15 protein-coding genes are annotated in these 18,254 nt (G+C 62.0%); all 15 read right to left on the reverse strand.

The genetic code is table 11. The features are described from left to right. Positions 1 to 191: 191 nt before the first annotated feature. A complete protein-coding gene (gene tssG, locus SGJ19_28155; protein MDZ4784139.1) occupies positions 192 to 1,355 on the reverse strand; it encodes a type VI secretion system baseplate subunit TssG in 1,164 nt (387 codons plus the stop codon). Next, positions 1,319 to 3,175, reverse strand: a complete 1,857-nt coding sequence (gene tssF, locus SGJ19_28160; GenBank protein ID MDZ4784140.1) for a type VI secretion system baseplate subunit TssF — start codon at positions 3,173 to 3,175, stop codon at positions 1,319 to 1,321. Before tssF ends, tssG begins: the two co-directional genes overlap by 37 nt. Continuing rightward, positions 3,172 to 3,657 carry a type VI secretion system baseplate subunit TssE gene (gene tssE, locus SGJ19_28165; protein ID MDZ4784141.1) on the reverse strand — a complete coding sequence of 162 codons (486 nt, stop codon included), beginning with the start codon at positions 3,655 to 3,657 and terminating at the stop codon, positions 3,172 to 3,174. The genes tssF and tssE overlap by 4 nt, the downstream gene beginning before the upstream one ends. Before the next feature lie 49 nt (positions 3,658 to 3,706). Further along, positions 3,707 to 5,302: a type VI secretion system contractile sheath large subunit gene (tssC, locus tag SGJ19_28170; GenBank protein MDZ4784142.1), complete on the reverse strand. Its 1,596-nt coding sequence runs from the start codon at positions 5,300 to 5,302 to the stop codon at positions 3,707 to 3,709. Positions 5,303 to 5,442: 140 nt separating this feature from the next. Then, entirely contained in the window at positions 5,443 to 6,942 is a 1,500-nt protein-coding gene (gene tssC / locus SGJ19_28175; protein ID MDZ4784143.1) for a type VI secretion system contractile sheath large subunit, read from the reverse strand. Then, positions 6,939 to 7,454 (reverse strand): type VI secretion system contractile sheath small subunit, encoded by a 516-nt coding sequence (tssB, locus tag SGJ19_28180; GenBank protein MDZ4784144.1) that lies wholly within the window; start codon positions 7,452 to 7,454, stop codon positions 6,939 to 6,941. The genes tssC (SGJ19_28175) and tssB overlap by 4 nt, the downstream gene beginning before the upstream one ends. An 85-nt stretch (positions 7,455 to 7,539) precedes the next feature. Then, positions 7,540 to 8,625, reverse strand: coding sequence for a type VI secretion system protein TssA (tssA, locus tag SGJ19_28185; GenBank protein MDZ4784145.1), 1,086 nt, complete (start codon positions 8,623 to 8,625; stop codon positions 7,540 to 7,542). A 94-nt stretch (positions 8,626 to 8,719) separates the two neighbouring features. Next, positions 8,720 to 9,430: a sigma-70 family RNA polymerase sigma factor gene (locus SGJ19_28190; protein ID MDZ4784146.1), complete on the reverse strand. Its 711-nt coding sequence runs from the start codon at positions 9,428 to 9,430 to the stop codon at positions 8,720 to 8,722. Further along, the gene (locus SGJ19_28195) at positions 9,427 to 9,837 is read right to left on the reverse strand and encodes a hypothetical protein (protein ID MDZ4784147.1); all 411 of its coding nucleotides are present in this window, start codon (positions 9,835 to 9,837) and stop codon (positions 9,427 to 9,429) included. Before SGJ19_28195 ends, SGJ19_28190 begins: the two co-directional genes overlap by 4 nt. Before the next feature lie 196 nt (positions 9,838 to 10,033). Then, complete coding sequence (locus SGJ19_28200; protein MDZ4784148.1) at positions 10,034 to 11,605, reverse strand: type VI secretion protein IcmF/TssM N-terminal domain-containing protein; 1,572 nt, start codon at positions 11,603 to 11,605, stop codon at positions 10,034 to 10,036. Positions 11,606 to 11,630: 25 nt separating this feature from the next. Next, on the reverse strand, positions 11,631 to 12,287 hold the full coding sequence (locus SGJ19_28205; protein MDZ4784149.1) for a DotU family type IV/VI secretion system protein: 657 nt from the start codon (positions 12,285 to 12,287) through the stop codon (positions 11,631 to 11,633). After that, on the reverse strand, positions 12,284 to 13,759 hold the full coding sequence (tssK, locus tag SGJ19_28210; protein MDZ4784150.1) for a type VI secretion system baseplate subunit TssK: 1,476 nt from the start codon (positions 13,757 to 13,759) through the stop codon (positions 12,284 to 12,286). Before tssK ends, SGJ19_28205 begins: the two co-directional genes overlap by 4 nt. 162 nt (positions 13,760 to 13,921) lie before the next feature. Further along, complete coding sequence (locus SGJ19_28215) at positions 13,922 to 14,635, reverse strand: HAMP domain-containing sensor histidine kinase (GenBank protein MDZ4784151.1); 714 nt, start codon at positions 14,633 to 14,635, stop codon at positions 13,922 to 13,924. Between the two features lie 219 nt (positions 14,636 to 14,854). Further along, the gene (locus tag SGJ19_28220; protein MDZ4784152.1) at positions 14,855 to 16,036 is read right to left on the reverse strand and encodes a metallophosphoesterase; all 1,182 of its coding nucleotides are present in this window, start codon (positions 16,034 to 16,036) and stop codon (positions 14,855 to 14,857) included. Further along, complete coding sequence (locus SGJ19_28225; protein ID MDZ4784153.1) at positions 16,033 to 17,748, reverse strand: response regulator; 1,716 nt, start codon at positions 17,746 to 17,748, stop codon at positions 16,033 to 16,035. The genes SGJ19_28220 and SGJ19_28225 overlap by 4 nt, the downstream gene beginning before the upstream one ends. Positions 17,749 to 18,254 lie beyond the last annotated feature (506 nt).

Genomic DNA, 18,254 nt, shown 5'->3' on the forward strand with positions numbered 1-18,254 from the left:
GCGCGGGCGTCGTTCGCTCGCTAACTCCCAGGTAGGTCGGCCTGCGTCACTTTGTTGCGTCGCGGCCAACCTTGGATACTACGATTATCGTGAGCTGTCCCAAGTTGTTGCCCGAATTCCAAAATATCTTTTCGAGCGACTTTTCGGCCTCCGGCAACTCGCAAAAACGCCTCCCTGGAGCGTATATCCCGCTAGCCCGACGAAGCGGCCAACGGGCCGGCCACGAGCGGCCGGCCGGCTTTTCCGGCGGCCCGCAATCGGTCGCCTCGGAAGCGAGCCTGGTCGGCGTCGCGGGCGGCCGGCTTGGCGTGGACCCATGAATTCCAGCCCAGTCGGCTGGGACTCGGAGCTTGGCGCGTGAGCCGAGTACGCGGAACCTCGCCGGCGCGCAGCAACGGCTGCACCTCGAACTCCAGTTCGTCGCCGACATACAGCCGCGCCAGGTCGACCAACTTGCGCATTGCGCGCCCGTCCGGCAGGAACTCTCGGAACCGATCATACGACATCGGACCAACACGAATGCGGAACTTGCTCTGCACGTCCCAGAATCGCCGTCCTACGACCACATTCCGCCCGAGTTCGCGATTCCGCGAATCCGGGGAGTGCCGTCCGGCGATGCGGCTCATCTGGGCTTCGTCCAGGTACTGCCAGCGTCCCTGGAATTGATCAATCTCAATTGGCAACGCGAAATAGTCGGCCAGCAGTCGCTCCAGTGGCGCCGCGGCGCGGGGCATATGGGAATAGAAGCCGCTGTAGTAGACCAGCGTTTCGTCATCGACGGCCAGACGCCGCTCTAGGCCGGGCGTGGCGACTCCCACCAGGCCGAGCAGCGCAAACGTAACGAGATCGGGCCCGCGCGACGAGGGATCGAATTGCCGCCGTTCATAGCGAAACGGGAGACGGTATTTTTCGCTCGCTCGAAAAAACAGTGAAATCGAGCGGTGATTGAGCAAGTCCAAAAAATCGCGAAGCGAGAAATCTTTCTGCTTACAACGCTCGATCACCAGCGAAGTGTAATGTTGCGGCAGCGTGCCGGACGACCCCATCAGTCCCAGGAACGTCACCGACATTTCAAACGGCGGCTTTTCCGCGCCGTTAAATGCCGGCTCGATGCGTGTGAGCCGTTCAATCGACGCCGCGGGAAACGCGAGCGTCGGCAGGCTCCGAAAACGGATCATCTCCTCGTAGGGATGGCTGTCCTCGCCGACCGAGCGCGTGCCGGACAGGATTTCGCCGTTCGCGGTGCGCGCAAGGCGTTCCAGCAGGCGCATGGCCTGGTGAAACTCGAACCGATGCGATGCCCGCACCAGGCGCTCGATCAGATCAGCGCCCGGCTGCCCGCGCGAGACGGCCATCTCCAGATATCTCCTTTGGATTCCCGCTGCGTAGTCACGGCCACCAGCCTGGAAAAGGAATTCATCGTGCAATACAGCCCGAAAAAGCGATCCAAGACGCAGGCCAATAAGTAGCAGCCGCTGGCGATGTATTTCGTCTCATCGAAGCTGAGCTTCAACTCTGTGCCGCGACGAAACCCGCCACGGACGCCCGGCGCGCGATCGACCACCGGCTTGCTCGAAAGGCCGACCACGCCGGCGATACGATCTTTCGCGTCCTGTTCGCCGGTGAAATTGTAAAGCGTGAGGATCTCGCGCAATGCGTCCAGGCCTTCCGCGCTATCGGCGAGCGAAAGATGATTCAGCGAAAGATGCGAAATCAGCCGCCACAGCCGTCCGCTTTCAGGCGGCGGGCGCCGGGTCTTCGTCATTCGCGTCAGGCATTCGACGTGGACCACCGTATTGGGGGCGGAGAACAGCGACATGCGCGGTTGTCCGCCGCCGAACGGCAACTGATGCGGCAAGTCGCGATTCAACAATGTGGCCTCTACGTCGACGGTATAGTCGTCGCGCAGGCCGAGCGCTGGGTCCAAGTTTACGAACGTCAGGAAGACCTCCGTACCCTTGTCTGCAAATTCCCCGGCGCGCTTCGCCGCGGAGGGGCGGCGCGAAGCATACCAATAGGCGCGGGCCTCATGCTCTGGTACCGCGTGTCGCGCTCCGAAAAACGGATGAAACACCGTTCGTTGGCCGTCCGGCAGCGTGGCCGCCACTTGGTCAACGGAGTAAATCTCCGTTCCCTGGACGTTGCGCGCGTCGGGAACCAGGCGGTATTCGGTCGCCAATTGGGTCAAGCGAAACGGGTCGATCGCCTGCCGATACAGGTTCACAATCGGCGTGCAGCCCAGGTGGAAAGTCGACTTTCCGACGGTCCGCTCCAAATCGGGCGACGATCGATCGAGCAACAGGTGAATTGTCGCCTTGTGATTCCCAAGACCGACCCAACGCTGAAAATCGAGGTCCGCCAAGTCCACGAACAGGAACTTTTCCGGGAAGGCAAAGTACTCGGTGAGTAATCGGTAGCCTGGAAAGGAACGGGCCGGGTAGTTCAGCAAGCCCTCGTTCAGCTCGAATCCGACGGGGCGCAAACTTTGGGGTGACAACCGCAAACTCGGTTTGTCGGGCCCGCTCCCTTCGATGACGATCTCCAACGTGTGATTGAAGATGAGCTCGTAAAGCGCATGCACATTCTGCTGCGCGGCAGCGCCATGCAGAAACAGCCGCAGCCGCGGACAGGAAAAGGTCGCCAACGGAATCGTCGGCGCCAAGGTGCTCAACTCGATCTTGAGGACCGCCGCGGCGCGATCGATCAGTGGCGATTGCGGGCCGGTGAACGGACGTGGCAGCAGCGCGGCGGATTCGATCTTGAACGGCCACGCCGTGACAGGATACGCCGTGCGAAAGCGGCAACGGTGTTCGCCCGTCTCAGTGTCCATCTCTGCGCCGGCGGCCAATGTGTACCCGTCGGCAAGTCCCGCCTGCGAGGCGTCGAGCGAAAGCTTGGCGATCGCCATCGACGGCGTCGGCGCCTGGTAGTGCGGATACAGGACGTCGATCAGCGCTCCGCAGATCTCTGGGAAATCGTCGTCCAGCTTGTGGCGAATCCGCGCGTTGAGAAACGCGACCGATTCGATGATCCGCTCGACGTGCGGGTCTTGCGATTCACCGCCCGTCCAGGACAATCTTCGGGCGATCTTGGGATGCTCGTCCGCGAACCCGGCCCCCATCTCGCGGAGGAACGCCAGTTCGCGGCTGTAGTACGGCAGCAGTTCGTCGCTCAAGCGCTTTCTCCTTCCACCTGCACGCTCGACGTGGTCGACTCCCAGCGCGTCCGAAACGCCACCGGCTCTCGAAGCGGCTCAATCCAGAGCGTGGCCTCAATGCGAAACCGCAGTGTGCGATCGATCGCTTCCACGGCGTCGTCAAGCGTCACGCGGATATTGGTCAGCCTGGGTTCATAGCGTTGGATCGCGTCGCGAATCGCGGCCAGCATGACGTGGCTATCGACGGAGCCGCCGGTGAAGTCCGGAATGCCGTAGCCGACGCTCGATAATGCCAGAGGATCATCGTCCCGGGCCGGCGGCTTGTAGAACCGACGCGTATTGAGCAGATTCTCCAGGTCGCGTCGCACCGCTTGGCGGATTTCCCGCAGCACGGCCGGCGGATAGGGCGGCGCTTCGACCTGCGACGTCGGGTCGGCGTCGAGCAGCCGGTCCAGCACCGAAGGCAACAGCGGTGGAGTCGAGTCGGATCGTGAGGCCATAGCGATTCCGAACGAGGTGCTTCGTTCATTCCAAGCAGTGACGTCGACGCTATTCCGAACCTGGTCCAATCGACGTGGTGAGCCTCAGAGATGCCTTCAGGTCGTCCAATTGATAATGCGGCAGTAAGTGCATCACCATCCGGAAGTGTCCGGGCCGCCCCGGCTGTTCCTCGACACGGAGTTGTTTTTCCCGCAGCGGGAACCGCGCCTTCGTTTCCGCCGGCGCCAGCGCGTCGCTGGTGACGTAGCGGCTTAACCACTCGTTGAGCAAGTCTTCCAATTGTTGCGCGTCGGCCACGTTGCCCAGCTTGTTGCGGGCGATGACCTTCAAATAGTGCGCAAAGCGGGCCGCGCACATCACATATTGCAACATCGCCGAGAGCTTGGCGTTCGCCGTGGCGACTGGATCGACGTACTTCTTCGGCTTATGAGCCGAAGCGTTCGTATAGAATACTGCGCGCGGCGAGTGCGGCATCGCGCAGAGCGGGATGATTCCCAACTCCGCCAATTCGCGCTGGCGTTCCTCGTCGATGGCCACTTCCGTCAAGGACTTCGGCACCAGATGGCGCGCTTCGGGGCGCGACCAATCGGCGTCCATTCCCACGACCTCGCCTCCAGCGACTGCTGGGCGCGAAAGTCCGCGAATCTCAGCAAACCACCGGCTCGCCCCAAACGCCCGTACCAAGACTCCACCAAAGGCGAAGGCGGCATTCCCCCAGAGGTAGTTGTCGCCCGAGGGATCCCCGACGCGTTCCTCGAATCGAAACCCATCGCGTCGTCCGCCGTCGTCTTCGTACGGCAGCCGCATTAACACGCGCGGCGCCGTTAGGCCGATGAATTGCGCATCGTCGGATTCGCGGAAGCTTTGCCACTTGATGTATTCCGGCTGGCGAAACACCGGCGCCAACTCGATGGGCTGTTCGAAGAGTCGAAACTCGTCGAGCGCGAACAACTCCGGCGCGGCCGCGCTGATGAACGGACAAAAGGCCGCCGCCGCCACTTCCGACACGCGCCGTAGCGTGGCCACGTCGTCGACGCGATGCTCCCGATCGATCTGATGCGCGAACTGATAATCGCCGATCAGCACGCCTAACGGCTCGCCGCCGAGGATGCCGAAGCCGTCCGAGTAGACACGCTTGAACAATTGGCTTTGGTCAAAATCGACGGCGTTCTCCAGGTCGCGCGCCAACTCGCGCTTCGTCAGGCTCAGCACACGGATTTTGATGTCTGAATCTTGCCGCTCGGAATGCATCGACTCGCGGGCATCCGACGCCTGCTGCACGAGATGGGCCAGGCCGCGCCACGAAGCTTCCAACCGCTGCAATCGCGGATGGTGCAGCAACTGGTTCACCTGGTCGGCGAGTAGTTGATCGACGCTCGCAATGTCGCGCGAGAGCTGCGACGAAATGTCCGGCGCTGTTTCACGGGTCAGTTCCTCGGCGGTCCAAAGTCGCAGCGCTTCGGCCGGCGACTTGGCGCGGAGAAACAGTTCCAGCGTGGAGGCCCGGGCATCGGCCTTGGCGCCGGCAGCGGAGCCGTCGAGAATCGCTTGCAGCAATCCGCGTGCACGGGAGGCCGCCCGCTCGCGCGGCAATTCAACGACGGAAGCATCCGCCGCAGATTGTCCAGCGGGCAAAACATTCATAAACGAGACACCCCTGAGCCCAGTCTGTCCGTCGCACCGCGAGGGTGCGTAAGCGATGTGGAGCGGACGAGGCTCAACTGCCCCGTCCGCTCCAAGCATACGTCAACCTAGGGTCCGTCCGCGCACCTCGCGCAACCGGCTTACCGAGCGTTTTTCGGCAATTCCGCCACCATGCGAATCGAGGCATTCAGCTCCTCGAACTGGAGCCATGGCCGCAGATGCGCGATCGCGTTGTACGACCCGGGCTTGCCCGGAACCGCTTTCACTTCGATCCGCGCTTCCTTGAGCGGGTACTTGGCCTTCACGGAGTCCGTCGGCTTGTCGTCCAGGCAGATGTACTGCGAAATCCACCGCGTCAACCAGTCCTGGCACTCGTCTTCTTCCAGGAAGCCGCCAATCTTGTCGCGGGCGATCACCTTCAAGTAGTGGGCGATCCGTGAAGCCGCCATGATGTACGGGAGCCGTGCCGAGATCTCGGCGTTCGCCGAAGCGGACGGATCGACGTACTTTTTGGGCCGCTGACAGGTCTGCCCGCCGATGAAGACCGAGAAATCGCGGTTCTTGTAGTGGCACAACGGCAGGAAGCCCAGGTCGCTCAATTCCTTTTCGCGGCGATCGGTGATGCCGATCTCGGTTGGGCACTTGAGGTCCGGGTCGCCATCATCGCTGGTGAAGATGTGCGCCGGCAGGCCTTCGACCTTGCCGCCGTTTTCTACACCACGGATGGCCGTACACCAGGCGTGCCGTGCGAACGCATCCGTCAGGCGCGCCCCCATTACGTAGGAGGCGTTCATCCAGGCGTAGTGTTCGTGCGGCAACGGCAAGTGGCGGCCGCGCTCGTCGCTTTCACACTCTTCGTATTTGAATTCGTCGACGGGCTTGGTCGCGGCGCCGTAGGGTAAGCGCGACAGCACCCGCGGCATCGTCAACACGCAGAACCGCGAGTCTTCCGACTCCCGGAACGACTTCCACTTCGTGTATTCGATGGAATCGAAAATCTTCGTCAGGTCGCGCGGGCGCGACAATTCCGTGTAGCTCTCGAAACCCATCAACTGCGGCGCGGCGGCCGAGATGAACGGGCAGAAGGCCGAGGCGGCGATGCCGGAGACCTTTGTCAGCAGATCGACGTCTTCGGGATGATTGGTGAATTCATAGTCGCCGATCAGCGCCCCGTAAGGCTGACCGCCGAGGATGCCGAATTCGGTCTCGTAGATTTTCTTAAAGAGTTGGCTCTGGTCGAACTCGACGGCGCGATCCAAGTCGCGAAAGAGTTCCCGCTTGGAACAGTTGAGCACGCGGAGTTTGAGGAACTCGCCTGTTTCAGAGCGATCCACCAAGTGATGCAAACCGCGCCACGAGCCTTCCATCTTCTGGAACGACGGGCTGTGCATGATGGCGGCCAACTGCTTCGAGATCGCCGCGTCGATCTGATCCATCCGCTGATCGATAGTGCGCATCACGTTTTTGTCGTACGTGATCTGATCGTCCATGATCTGGCCGATCAGGCCTTTGATCATGTCGACGCCCTTTTCCTGCTTCACGGTCTTGGGCATGCTCTCCAAAATCTTGTCGAGCAGGCCTCCCGTTTCCGTGGTGGTCGCGTCCGCCGCGGCGGCCGATTTCGTTTCCCCTGCGCTCATGCGTCACCCCCTGTTCCGGTCTTTGCGCCCAACTCGCCCGCCACGCTTTTCGCCTTTTCGGTATTGCTCATGACCTCTTCGAGGATCTTCTCGAGATTCGCCGAGCGATCCACCGTGCTTTTCAAGTCGCGGAGCTTATTGCGCATCTCCATCAGTTTCTTGAGCGGTTCGACCTGCTCGACCAGCTTGCCCGGTTCAAAGTCGTCAAGCGACTTGAAGGCCAGTTGCACGGCCAGTTCCGAGCCGTCGCCAGCCAGCGTGTTTTCCACCCGCAGGTTCAACTCCGGCGCGATCCGCGCCATAATGTCGTTGAAGTTGTCGCGGTCGATATTGGTGAATTTCCGCTGCTCCAGCGGCTTCTGATTCTTGTTGTCCCCAGCGAAGTCGCCGAGCACGCCGACGATGAACGGCAGCTCCGTCTTCACCATCGAGCCGTTTGTCTCGACGTCGTAGGTGATCTGCACCCGCGGCTTGCGCACTCGGTCCAGCTTATGTTGTTGCGATTCGGCCATGGCTCACACCGGTTCTCTTTCAAGTGTCGCCCGTCCCGAGCGCTCGTCGCGCCCGCGGTTCGCGGCGGAAATTCGTAATTCAACGCTAATCGCGCGGCGGATCAATCCCCACTAATTTGAACAGCTGCAGCCGCGCGTTGTGGTCTTCCAGCAATTCGCTGTAGTACTCCGCGGGCGACATATTCGCCAATTTGACGACTTTACGCACCTGAGCGCCGAGCAACGAGTGCGGATCCTGCCGCTCAAAGAACTCGGCCACCTTCACCAGCATTCGCAGCGCATCGCTCCGCGATTCTAACCGCCCAGGGACGCTCACGCCAGCGCTGGGGGCGCCGTCCCCCCCGGGCGAATCCGCCTCGACTCCGGCTGCTTCGACCGCCTGGCCGACGCGTCCCTTCGACAGGTGCTGCACTGCGGCCACGTAGTCGTCGAGGGCCTTTTTCAGGTCACCCAGCGACGGCCCTTGGGGCGTTCCTGACTCATCGACGCCGCTTTTTTCATCCAGCTGCTGAGAGAGCGTCGCCAATTCGCGCTGGCACACGCTCAATTCCTCGAACAGGCTGACGTAGAAGCCGGTGTCCGTTTCCTGCGCCACCCGTTCCACGTCGGGCATGCTCGGCGAGCCCCGACCCGACGCGGCGGACAAATACTGCGAGAAAGTGATTTCCCCCTGTCCGGCGCTGTTGGCCACGGCCATGCGCCGCAACGGCTCAATCACCAGCGAAGGCGCGGTACTCAGTGACTCGATCGGCCGCAACCGTGAGGAGAGTCCCTCCTCGCCAATTTGCGGATAGAGATCGTTCCAAAAGTTCTCGACCAGAATCCGCGCCACGGTCAAGGCGACGCCAAGGCCGCGCGTGCCTTCCACACGCAACGACGACTGGATCAGAAACGCGGCGGCTTCCAAGTCTTTCGCATGGCCGCTCACCAACTGCGCGGCGAGCGAATTCACCGAGCGCCAGGCCGTGATGCTCTCGGTTTGCGCGCTCGACCCTTGATCCCCATGGTCCGGATCGGAGTTCAACGCTTCGCGCTCTTTGCGCCGGGCCACGTCCCAGACGTCGCGTAAGCGGAAGTAGATATTGTTACGGGACTCGTCCGCGCGCAAATCCGGCCCCGCCGGTTGGTCCGGCGAAATCGGCTGCGCGACGGCTTCCAGATCGATATCCATCGTATTTGGCTCAGCGTAGTTCGAGTGCCGATGTTACGCCCAGGGAGCGCCCGACAACTCTACCACGCGGTCTACGTTCGTACTTATCCTGGGGTCAGTCAACAAGTTGCGCTCGTCGTAACGATCGTGCGAGCTGTTCCAGGGCCTCGGCGTGTAATCGGCTTGCCCGGGATTTGCTGACGCCGATCGACTTGCCGGCCTCGGTCAGAGTCAATCCGCCGAAATAGCTGGCGCGGATCAAGGTCGCCATGTTTTGTGGCAGGCCGTCGATGAGCGCATGCAGTCGCTCGATCAATTCACGCTTGGCAATGACAGCGCCAGGACAAACCGCCGTGGCATCCTCGATCTCCTGGTTCCGCTCGTCATCCCGGCCGCCGCGGTCGGACATTAAATACGCGATTGCCAGCATCGAGCTGGTGTCAGAGAACCAATTGACTTGCGCGTCAAACGATTCGCCCGCGTGTTCCGCCTGCGCTTGGGCGGCTTGCGACTCAGGCTCCAGCACCGAGTCCGCCATTTGTTCGTATTTGCCGCTGTGAAAGTCGATCTTGTTGAACCACTTCATCCGCTCTAGGCCATCCAGAATGGCGCCGCGGATGCGGTAATAAGCGTACGTGGTGAATTGGCCGCCGCGGGTCTCATCGAACCCACGCGCCGCTTCGGCGAGGCCAACCTGACCGTAGCCGATCAGATCATCCAGATCGACGTTGGGCGGCAACTTACAGTGGATCTTCCAGGCGATCGCCTTCACCAGGCCCTGGCAGGACGTCATGCGTTCCACGGATCCGGCATCGGTTTCTTTCATGGCCCCTGCTCCTGGAGCTGGCGCCAAAGCGACTCTAAACGAGCTCGAGCCGTGGGATCGTCGTACATGGTCTGCGCGACGCGGCGACACAGGGCCTCCCAGGGCGGGCCCTCCGGCACCCAACTGGCGAACGGCTCGCGAATCACAGCGTCGACCAAGGCCACCAGGCACGGCTCGAACGACAGCGACTCGCCGTGAAAACGCGAGGCGACCGACCGTAACGCGTCGCGGACGGATTCCGGCGCGTTCTGCGTCTGGGCATAGGCCGCCATGGTCTGCTGCAGGACGAGTTCCAAGAGCGCCTGCGCCGCCGTATCTTCCGGACTGGCGGTGCGCCCGGCGGCGGCAGAATCGGCCCGGTAGTGCGTTTCGGAACCGCGTGCGCCGGAGTCGGACGAAGGTTTCATGGGATAGATGATACGACCTTAAAAATGCCGTCACAAGCCGCGCCGCGTGGATGTTTAATGAAACTGCCCAGGAACCGAAGCCAGCGCCGGGCGCCGACAATCCCTAAGCAATCTTCCGATTCCCGATCGGAAGCGGCCAAAGAAAAAGTTGGCGTTGCGTCCGCTTGGCCGCCCCAACACCTGCGCAGATACTTGCTTAGCGGGCATACTGCCAGGTTGTGGCGGCCACGGCGGCCAAAAACAACGCCGCCGCGCCCAGAGCGCATTTCGCCCAGATCCGGCAACGTGCGTCGGTCTGCAGCGCCTCGCGCGTCCATTCCAGCTCTTCCTGCTGCTCGATCATTTTTTCGATCATCGCCGTGGCGAAGGCGGGGCGCGATCCCAACGTCGAAAAATAGAGACCTGAGAACAGCAATCGCGATTCCTCGCCCGCGGTTCTGGCGAAGCAGCTTTCCAAGAGGTGCATCAGGTGCTGCTGCACGCGGCCGCGCATCCGGCAAACGAGGGCGAACAAATCCCGGTTTCCTCGTTCTTCCAAGGCGCCCGGCTCGCGGAACAGCTTGTACGTCCAGTCCTCGAATGCCGCACAGGCGTGACGGACGGCAGTGTGCATGTTTTCATCGCTTTGCGGACGCCAGAGTTCAAAGCCCTTGCCAAAGCGCTGCTTCGTGGTCCGTTCTTCTCCAACCCGGCGGGACAGTTCGTCGAAGCCTCGGTCCAGATCCATGCCCGTCACCAATACCGAGGTTGGGCAGCGGACCATTAAGGTCTGGAACGCCACGTCCAGGTCGGCGCGGAGCGCTGTTTCCAGGCTCACGGCATCGGCCTCGCGCAGCAGATGCTGGTAAGGCGTCAGCGCGATCATGCCATTGACGGGGCAATAGGGGCGTCGCAGTCGCCGCAGCAGCCGGCAGAGATAGCGCAGACGCAACTGCTGTTCCGCCGCCGCATCGGAATTCATCCGCGCCGCGGCCTTTTGAATCACGCCAGGCTGGCTGATCGCGATAAAGGCCGTCTTCGAGCCTTCGCCCGACGGGACGAACATCGTCCCCTCGATCATGGCCGTCCCTTCGCGCGTCGGCTGCGGTCGTACCGATCGCGGCGTCGCGGCGCGCGGATCGCCGAGCATCATCGTGCGCCCGCTCTCGGTGAGCGAGGGCGACACTTCATCTTCCGCGGCATGAGCGTCGGTAGCGCCATCGGACAGTTGCGCCAACTCGCAGAGCTGACCCACGAAGGTCGCCACGAGCACGATCGATCGCTTCCCCGCGAACCACTGCATCGCCACGCCCGAACCCGGGTCTTCCGGGGCGCCGCGCACCCGAAACCCCTGCCGCGGATCGGCCGCCAACGCTTTCGCGTCCTGCGCGTCGCGACCGCCCAGCACCAGCACGATGGGCGCCATCGTGGGGTCGAGTCCGGCCCGCTCCATTTCCGCCAGGCCGCGTTTCCAGGCGTAGTCGATGTCCGGAAACCGCGAAACGTCTCCTTCGAGCCAGAGACGGACCGCGTAGTAGACGACGATTGGCGTGACGATCAGGCACAGGATGATGCCGATGCTCGACCAACCTCGCTGCGTGAAATGCGCCCAGGGGCCAACGTATGAATCGTCGAACCGACCGATGAGAACGACAATCACCAGAAACGACAACAGCAGAAACACCGACAGCGTAGCCGCGATCGCCGGCACCGAGAGCTGCGCGAAGCGACCGGGCGCTCGAACGATGTTGAGCGCGAGATCTTTAAAAAACTGCCAGATGCGTCCCACGTGAGTCTCGATCCTCTATTGGCGCTCAGTCTTTAGGCCAAAGCGTAATGATCAGCAGCGTTCCCACGAGCGTTGTGATAGCCGACGCCAGCAGTGTCCAGCAGAGCGATCCATACCCCCGCAGCGCCGGCACGCCTTCGCCCGGCCGGGCATTGCCGACGACCGAAGGCATCCCCCTGCCGGCGCGAATCGACTTGCCGGTTTCCTGGGTCCAGGCTTCCAGCGTGGCTGGCATTCCGAGGGCCGCCGCCGTGCGCTCGGCGCCGAAGGCATCGCGGTACATGCCGCGAAAGCCCAGCACCACGCAGATATAAAACACTTCCAAGGCGTCGCTAGACGTCAACTTCTTGGCCGTTTCGGCCTCGGAGTAGAACTTTTCGTCGGCCAGGCGGATGCCGTACAGTTCCGCTTCCAGGCAATAATTGTCGGCCCACTCCTGATAGTGTTCCCATTGAGAGTTAATCAGCAGATCGTCGATCCAAACGACCAGGCCGTACTTGGCGATTTCCCATTCCTTGGCCTGCGCCGAATGCCCCAGTGCCATGGCCGCCTGCTGCAGCGTCACGTCGATGCCGCGCTTCGCCTCGGCGGGATCGGGATTCTCGCCCGCATCCAAGCGCTCGAGGAGCCGCAGGACGTGCAGGAAAACGGGATCGACGGCTTGCGCGAAATTGGGCGTCATGTCTTGACCGGCACCGCAAAGAGGGCGAATTGCAGCGTCACCTTGCGATTGTTCGGGAGGCCCAGCACCAGGTCGCGGCCACCCTTCAAGTTATCCTTATTGCCAATCAATCGCTCCGCCAAGCGCATTGCCAAAGTCCGCTCGCGCGCCACGGCGTCCCAGGCGGGACCCTGTCGTTGCACCTGATAAAAGCTCCATTCCTGTTCGCTGGCCGGAATCGACGCCGGCGCTCTCAAAACATCGATCAAATCCAGGCCCCGCTTACGGCCGGTGAAGATGATTTCGACTTCCGCTTCGCTGGCGATTTTCCAGTTCAACTGCGGTAGCAAAGCGCGGCATTCCGCGTCGTTCATCTCGGCGTGCCGGACGCCGACATACCATTCCCAGCCCGCCCCGAGCCATTCCGGCCGCAGCCGCGCACTCATGCCGCGACCTTCGCCGACGAAGTACACGCACTGATAGTTCTCGACCATGCCGTCGAGCAGGAACTCGATCTGCTCGCGAATCTTGCGAAAGATCCCTGCCAGGTCCTCGTGATCGTAAGCCGGAATCTCCGGCGGGCGCAGATTCGGATGAAATACCGAAAGCTGCCCCAGGATCCGGCACATTTCGTGATAGGCGAAATACGGATGCACGCCGCGCGCATGGCACAGCACGTTTAGCGAGGTATGAGCCTCGTACAAACGCGAGAGGCGAAACATGCGCTGCACGTCGCCGGCATGTTGAGTATCCGCGCCGATGCCGCGGTTCGCGATATTGGCCGATAGCTCCTCAAGTTTCGCGCCGATCCGGTCGTACATGCCGAGAATCAATTCCCGGCCGAGCGGCGGCCAGGCGTCGATGGCCAGTACCGGCGGGAAGAAAGTATCGCTCAATTCCGGCGTCGGGCGCGCATCGCCCGTCCGCTTGACCTGGGCGATCTGTAGGAGGTCGTAGCCCTGCAGTTGCGGCGGATCGCCGACCAGCGAAGGGTCGTGCGGGACGACCATCAGTTGCGCGTTGAAGTCGCGAAACTCGATGTCTTCTTCCGTATCGCCTGCTTCGTCCAGCAGAGGACGACTGGCGATATTAAAGCGGCGCGAAGCGCCGCTGGCGCCGCCTTGTCCGATCCGTTGCGAAGGAAGCGCCAAGTAGACGCGGGCGACGTCGGAGCGTGCGAAGGCCTCCTCGAGTCCCACCGATGCCAACGCGGAAGCCGCGGCGCCGGCGCTCGCGTCCGGCACGCCCGGTCCCATGCCGGCGCCAAAGGAAATGCTGGCGCCGTCGCGAAAACGCGCTTCGCAGATGTTCAGTTGAATCCGCTTGTTTTCGAGCGCCGTGACGCTGAATTCGATGCGGTGTACGCCGTAGTGGTACGGCGCGTCCCAGTGCCCGCGCTGGCGGATTGCCTCGTCCCAATGCGCATCAGCGGCCTGGAAGTGCTGAGGGACAAGAAACATCCCTTCCGACCAATGGACGCGTGGGAAATGCATCGAGGTACTCAATCACGTCCTTGTGGAACTCGGAACCGAGATCGGCCTAACCAGTTTTGCAAATGCCAGGGGACGCCGCCAAGTCGCCTCGCAACGCCTGCTTTGGCAAGTGTAACGGGTAGCACGTATGGTCGCAACTCGCGACGCGCCATGCCTTTAACTTCAACTATCCGGTCGCGGAACCAAATCGGCCAACGGAAACGAAACCAGGAATGCCGTGCCGGGCGTGACCGCTTCGTCCACGCCGGAGAAACCGCCGAAATGCTCGACCACGCGCCGCACGATGGCCAGGCCCATCCCGCTCCCTTCCGCCGCCGCGTTGGCGAGTCGCCGGCCGGGGAGGAAGATCTTCTCGCGCATCGGCGCCGGAATGCCCGGTCCGTTATCGAACACGCGCATCCACGCCTGCTCGCCATACTTCGCCCGGAATCGTTCCGGACAGTCGATTTGCTCAACGCGGATCGCCGGCGCTTTGGCATCGCCGCCATGCAGCGCCGCGTTGCGCATCAAATTCGTTAAGACTTGCTTCACACGGTTGCGATTGCACCAGACCGTCGGAAATGTCGTTCCGATTTGCAACTGGATGCCCTGGGAGTCGAACAGCGGCTGTTGCTCGAACAGCACTTCGTCGATCACGCCGCCGAGTTCCACGCGGACGGGCTCCATTTGCACGGCGCCCGTTTGGCCGAGCGCAACGAGATCATCCAGGAACCGCTTCGATTCCTGCAAACACGCTTCGACATGCGCCAGGCCTTGCGTCATGCCCAACGCCGAACCGCCGGTGGCGCAACTCGCCTGCACTTCGCGCAGCGAGCTTTCCAGCAACATCAAGTTGGCGGTCATGTCGTGCGATAGCGCGCGAACGAAATGATCCATCTCCGCACGCTTCAAAGCGCGACGGCGGCGCGGCACTCCTGGACGACGTTGATCGGTTCTGATCGCGCGCATGGATGATCGGAGCATTCTCGCTGCCAGGCCGCGCAGCGCGGCCCTCTCGGAAATCTTCGCCCATTCGCCGGCGCAAACTTGGGCGGTCGCGCGGATTTAACAGTCGCACGGCGGCGCTCCCGGCGCGACCCCTGCGATCCGCGCAAGTCATCCTGCCGCGCCGCGAAGCAATTCCAACAGCGCTAGTTCCGGGGGGCAATTCAACCTTAGCGGTAGTTCCGCGGAGATGCCGCGGCTGACGTGCAACAACGTGGGCGGCTCGTAGTACACGCCGCCAGCGTATTTCACGCCATACCGGGACGGCGCCGCCACCGGGCCGATCCATGGCAGGACAATCTGCCCGCCATGATTGTGTCCGGAAAGCATGAGGTCAAATCGGTACGCCCGGGCCCAGGCAATCTGGTCCGGCGAATGACTCAGTAGCAACCGCAGATGCGGGCGCTCGTCCGGGTGCAAGGCCTGCCTCATGTTTGCGGCCGGGGGCAGCCAGGGAAGTTCGTTACCGGCCAGCAAAATTGTTGCGCCGCGCACAGTGATCAATTGCGTGCGGCCGCTCAAACTTGTCCAGCCCTGGTTGGCGAGGACATCGCGGACCTGATCGATCGGCACCCGTTTGTCGTGATTACCGAGAATGTAAAAACAACCGTGCGGCGCCTGCAGCGCTCCGAGCGTCGGCGCGATCCAATCGATGCACGGCGCCTTGTCGACGAGATCGCCCGTCATCAGCATCAAGTCGGGCTGGAGCGCATTGGCTTCGCGCATGACCTCGTCGAAGAATGCTCTTGGAATGCGGCCCGTGTAGTGCAGGTCGGTTAGATGGCAAATCGTCAGGCCATCCAACTCGGGCGGCAAACGTGGGATTTCCAGCGTCTTCCTCGTGACTTCCAATTGGAGCGCCTGGTTGCCCCTCACCGAATTCATGAGTCGTCCCGTCGAGCCGCCGACAATGGCCAAGCCCAACTCTTTGCCAAGGTCCCGATGCGCAGCGCCGAGAATTTGCACGTTCTTCAGGGGCGTTGGCCAGCGGTGGGCCACCGCCAACGGCGCCAGTACGACGGCGACCGCCACGCAGAGTCCGCCGTAGAACTGCAAGGCCGCCGGCCAATCCGCTACCGATCTCGTCGGCGGCGTCAGCCAGCCAAGCGTCATCGCCAGGGCAATCGCCGCGGGCGCCATCGCCAGGAAGCCGTAACCAAGGAGTGTCAGCCACCACACGCCCCAGCGCGGCATGCGCGTCGCATGGACGTGATTAACGAACTCGATCCACAGCAGAAGGTGCCCGACGAGACCCAGCAGGATCAGGCCCAGCGTGGAAATCACGGCGCTCACGGCAGCGGAGCGCTCTTCTCGGCCGGCATCGGCACGGCTTGCACGATCCGCTCCACGGCGTCGAGCAGCATGTCGAGCCGGAACGGCTTGTAGAGGACGTCTTTGAGCCCCGCCTGACGGGCTTTGACGATCGAATGACCGGGGTCGTAACCGTAGCCGGTCATCAAGATCATCGGCACGAAGTCCAGCATTTCCTGCAGCCGGACCATAAATTGATAACCCGACATGTCCGGCAGGCGGATGTCGGCCAAAATAGCGTCGTACGGCTGGTTGCGAACCATCAGGATCGCTTCCTCGCCGTCGTGCGCGGCCTCGACGATGCAGCCATAACGTTCGAGCAAGCTATGCGCCGCGCTCCGCACGGTTTCATCGGCGTCGACCACGAGCACTGAGCGATGCCGCAGCTTGGGCCGCTTGCTGGCTTCGCCGGATTGCAGCACCGCTTGCGCTGGCGCCATTTGCCGGCCAACTTGCTGAATCACCTGCTTGATGTCACGGGCGTTCTTCAGAATCCGCTGCAACCGCTCAATCACGTCGGTCTCGTGACCGATGTAGCGCTCCATCAAGTTGACGGCGTCGTTGAGAATATCGTCCACCGGCAGCGCCACGGCGCTGTGAATGGCGTCGACGCTTTCCAACGTCGCGGTCTGTTGCTGAGCAACCAGCAATTCCAGCGTGTTGAGCGCCACGGCCACGTCGCGCGAGAAAATCTCCAGGAACTGGCGATCGCTCTCGTTGAAGGCTCGCGGCTCCGGACTCTCGACATTGAACGTGCCGATCACCTCGTCGTGCAAGATGAGCGGCACAGTCAATGAACTTTTCGCGTCGGCACAACCTTCGAGATAGAGCGGATCCTGCGTCGTGTCTTCACACAAATAGCTTTTGCCAGTCGCCGCCACGAAGCCCGTCACGCCGTTACCTTGCGGCAAAGCGTAGAGGTCGCGACTTTGCGCCTCGGGGACGAGCCCCACGGCCAGTAGCGACGTCAGCTTGCCGGTCGCACTTTCCAGCAATCGAATCTCGACAACATCGAAATTCAGCAAGTCTTGCGTATAGTGCAGGATGTTGCACTTGAGCAGTTCGATGCGGTCGTCGACCGACATCTTCGACAACACTTCCGGCGACAGGTCGGCCAGTTCGACGCCAGCCGCATGAATGCGCGCCAGCTTTTCTTGTTGCAGCGTCTCCTGCGTCACGTCGCGCACCGAGACGATCAAGTTCTGGGGTTTGCCTTCGCGATCGAAAATCGGCGCCGCGTGGACCTGCAGATACTTGTCTGCCACCCGAAGCGTAGAACCGCTGCTGCGCTTGGTCGCCAGGGCGGTGTGGAACGGGCAGAAGTCCGGTCCCAGGATCTCGGGGCCGTTCAGCACTTGATAAAAATTCATCCCGACGATGGTCGGCCTGCCGGCCCATTCCCGCATCCGGCTGTTACCCCAGATGATCGTATTTTCCGAGTCCAGGACGACCACGCCGTCGGGCATGTTCTCCAGGATGTTCTGGCTTTCCAGCAGTCGGCCGATGTGCGAGGCCTGCTCCAGATACCGGGCGGAAACAAAGACGCCCGCGAATTCTTCGCGTAAGAGACGCCCCATCGCCCGAATCGGACTCTGTTCGATGACGACTTCGCGGTCCCGGCTCAGTTGATCCAGTACCGCACGATCGCTCTCGTTAGCGTCGCTGACAAACAGGATTTTGGGTGTAGCCGTCAAACAAGTCGCTCCAGCCCGATACCCATGAACACGCAATTATATGGGCGGGCGGATAACTGAACAACCTCCAACGTGGCCCGCCGCCGCGCGCCCGCCGATCTGCGCCTCGCCAGCTAGCTAGCGCACCGCACACCGGATTAGTTTACCTGATCGGCATTTTCTCCGCCGGAATTTGGTGTGCAATCGCCCAGCGATACGTACGACGACCCCACCTGGGAGGGTTTACCGCTGCGCAATCCTGAAAACAGCTTGCGCAAATCGCACTGCGGGGATTACGTCCGCGTGGCCGCGTTACGGGCGGGATGGAGTGGGCGCCCACACGCCGAGAGTATCCGGTTTCCACGGCGCATGAATATTTTCCGGAGCAAACCGGCTATACGGAATGCGAAAGGGGCGACGTGCAGCCGCGCGGCGCGCCGCGACGAACAAGAGCGTAGCGAGTTACTTGGACTGCAACAGGAAAACAACAGTTATGGGACGCCCTTTGTGCTTTGCGCTGGGTTTGA

The sequence above is a fragment of the Planctomycetia bacterium genome, from assembly GCA_034440135.1.
GTDB lineage: Bacteria > Planctomycetota > Planctomycetia > Pirellulales > JALHLM01 > JALHLM01.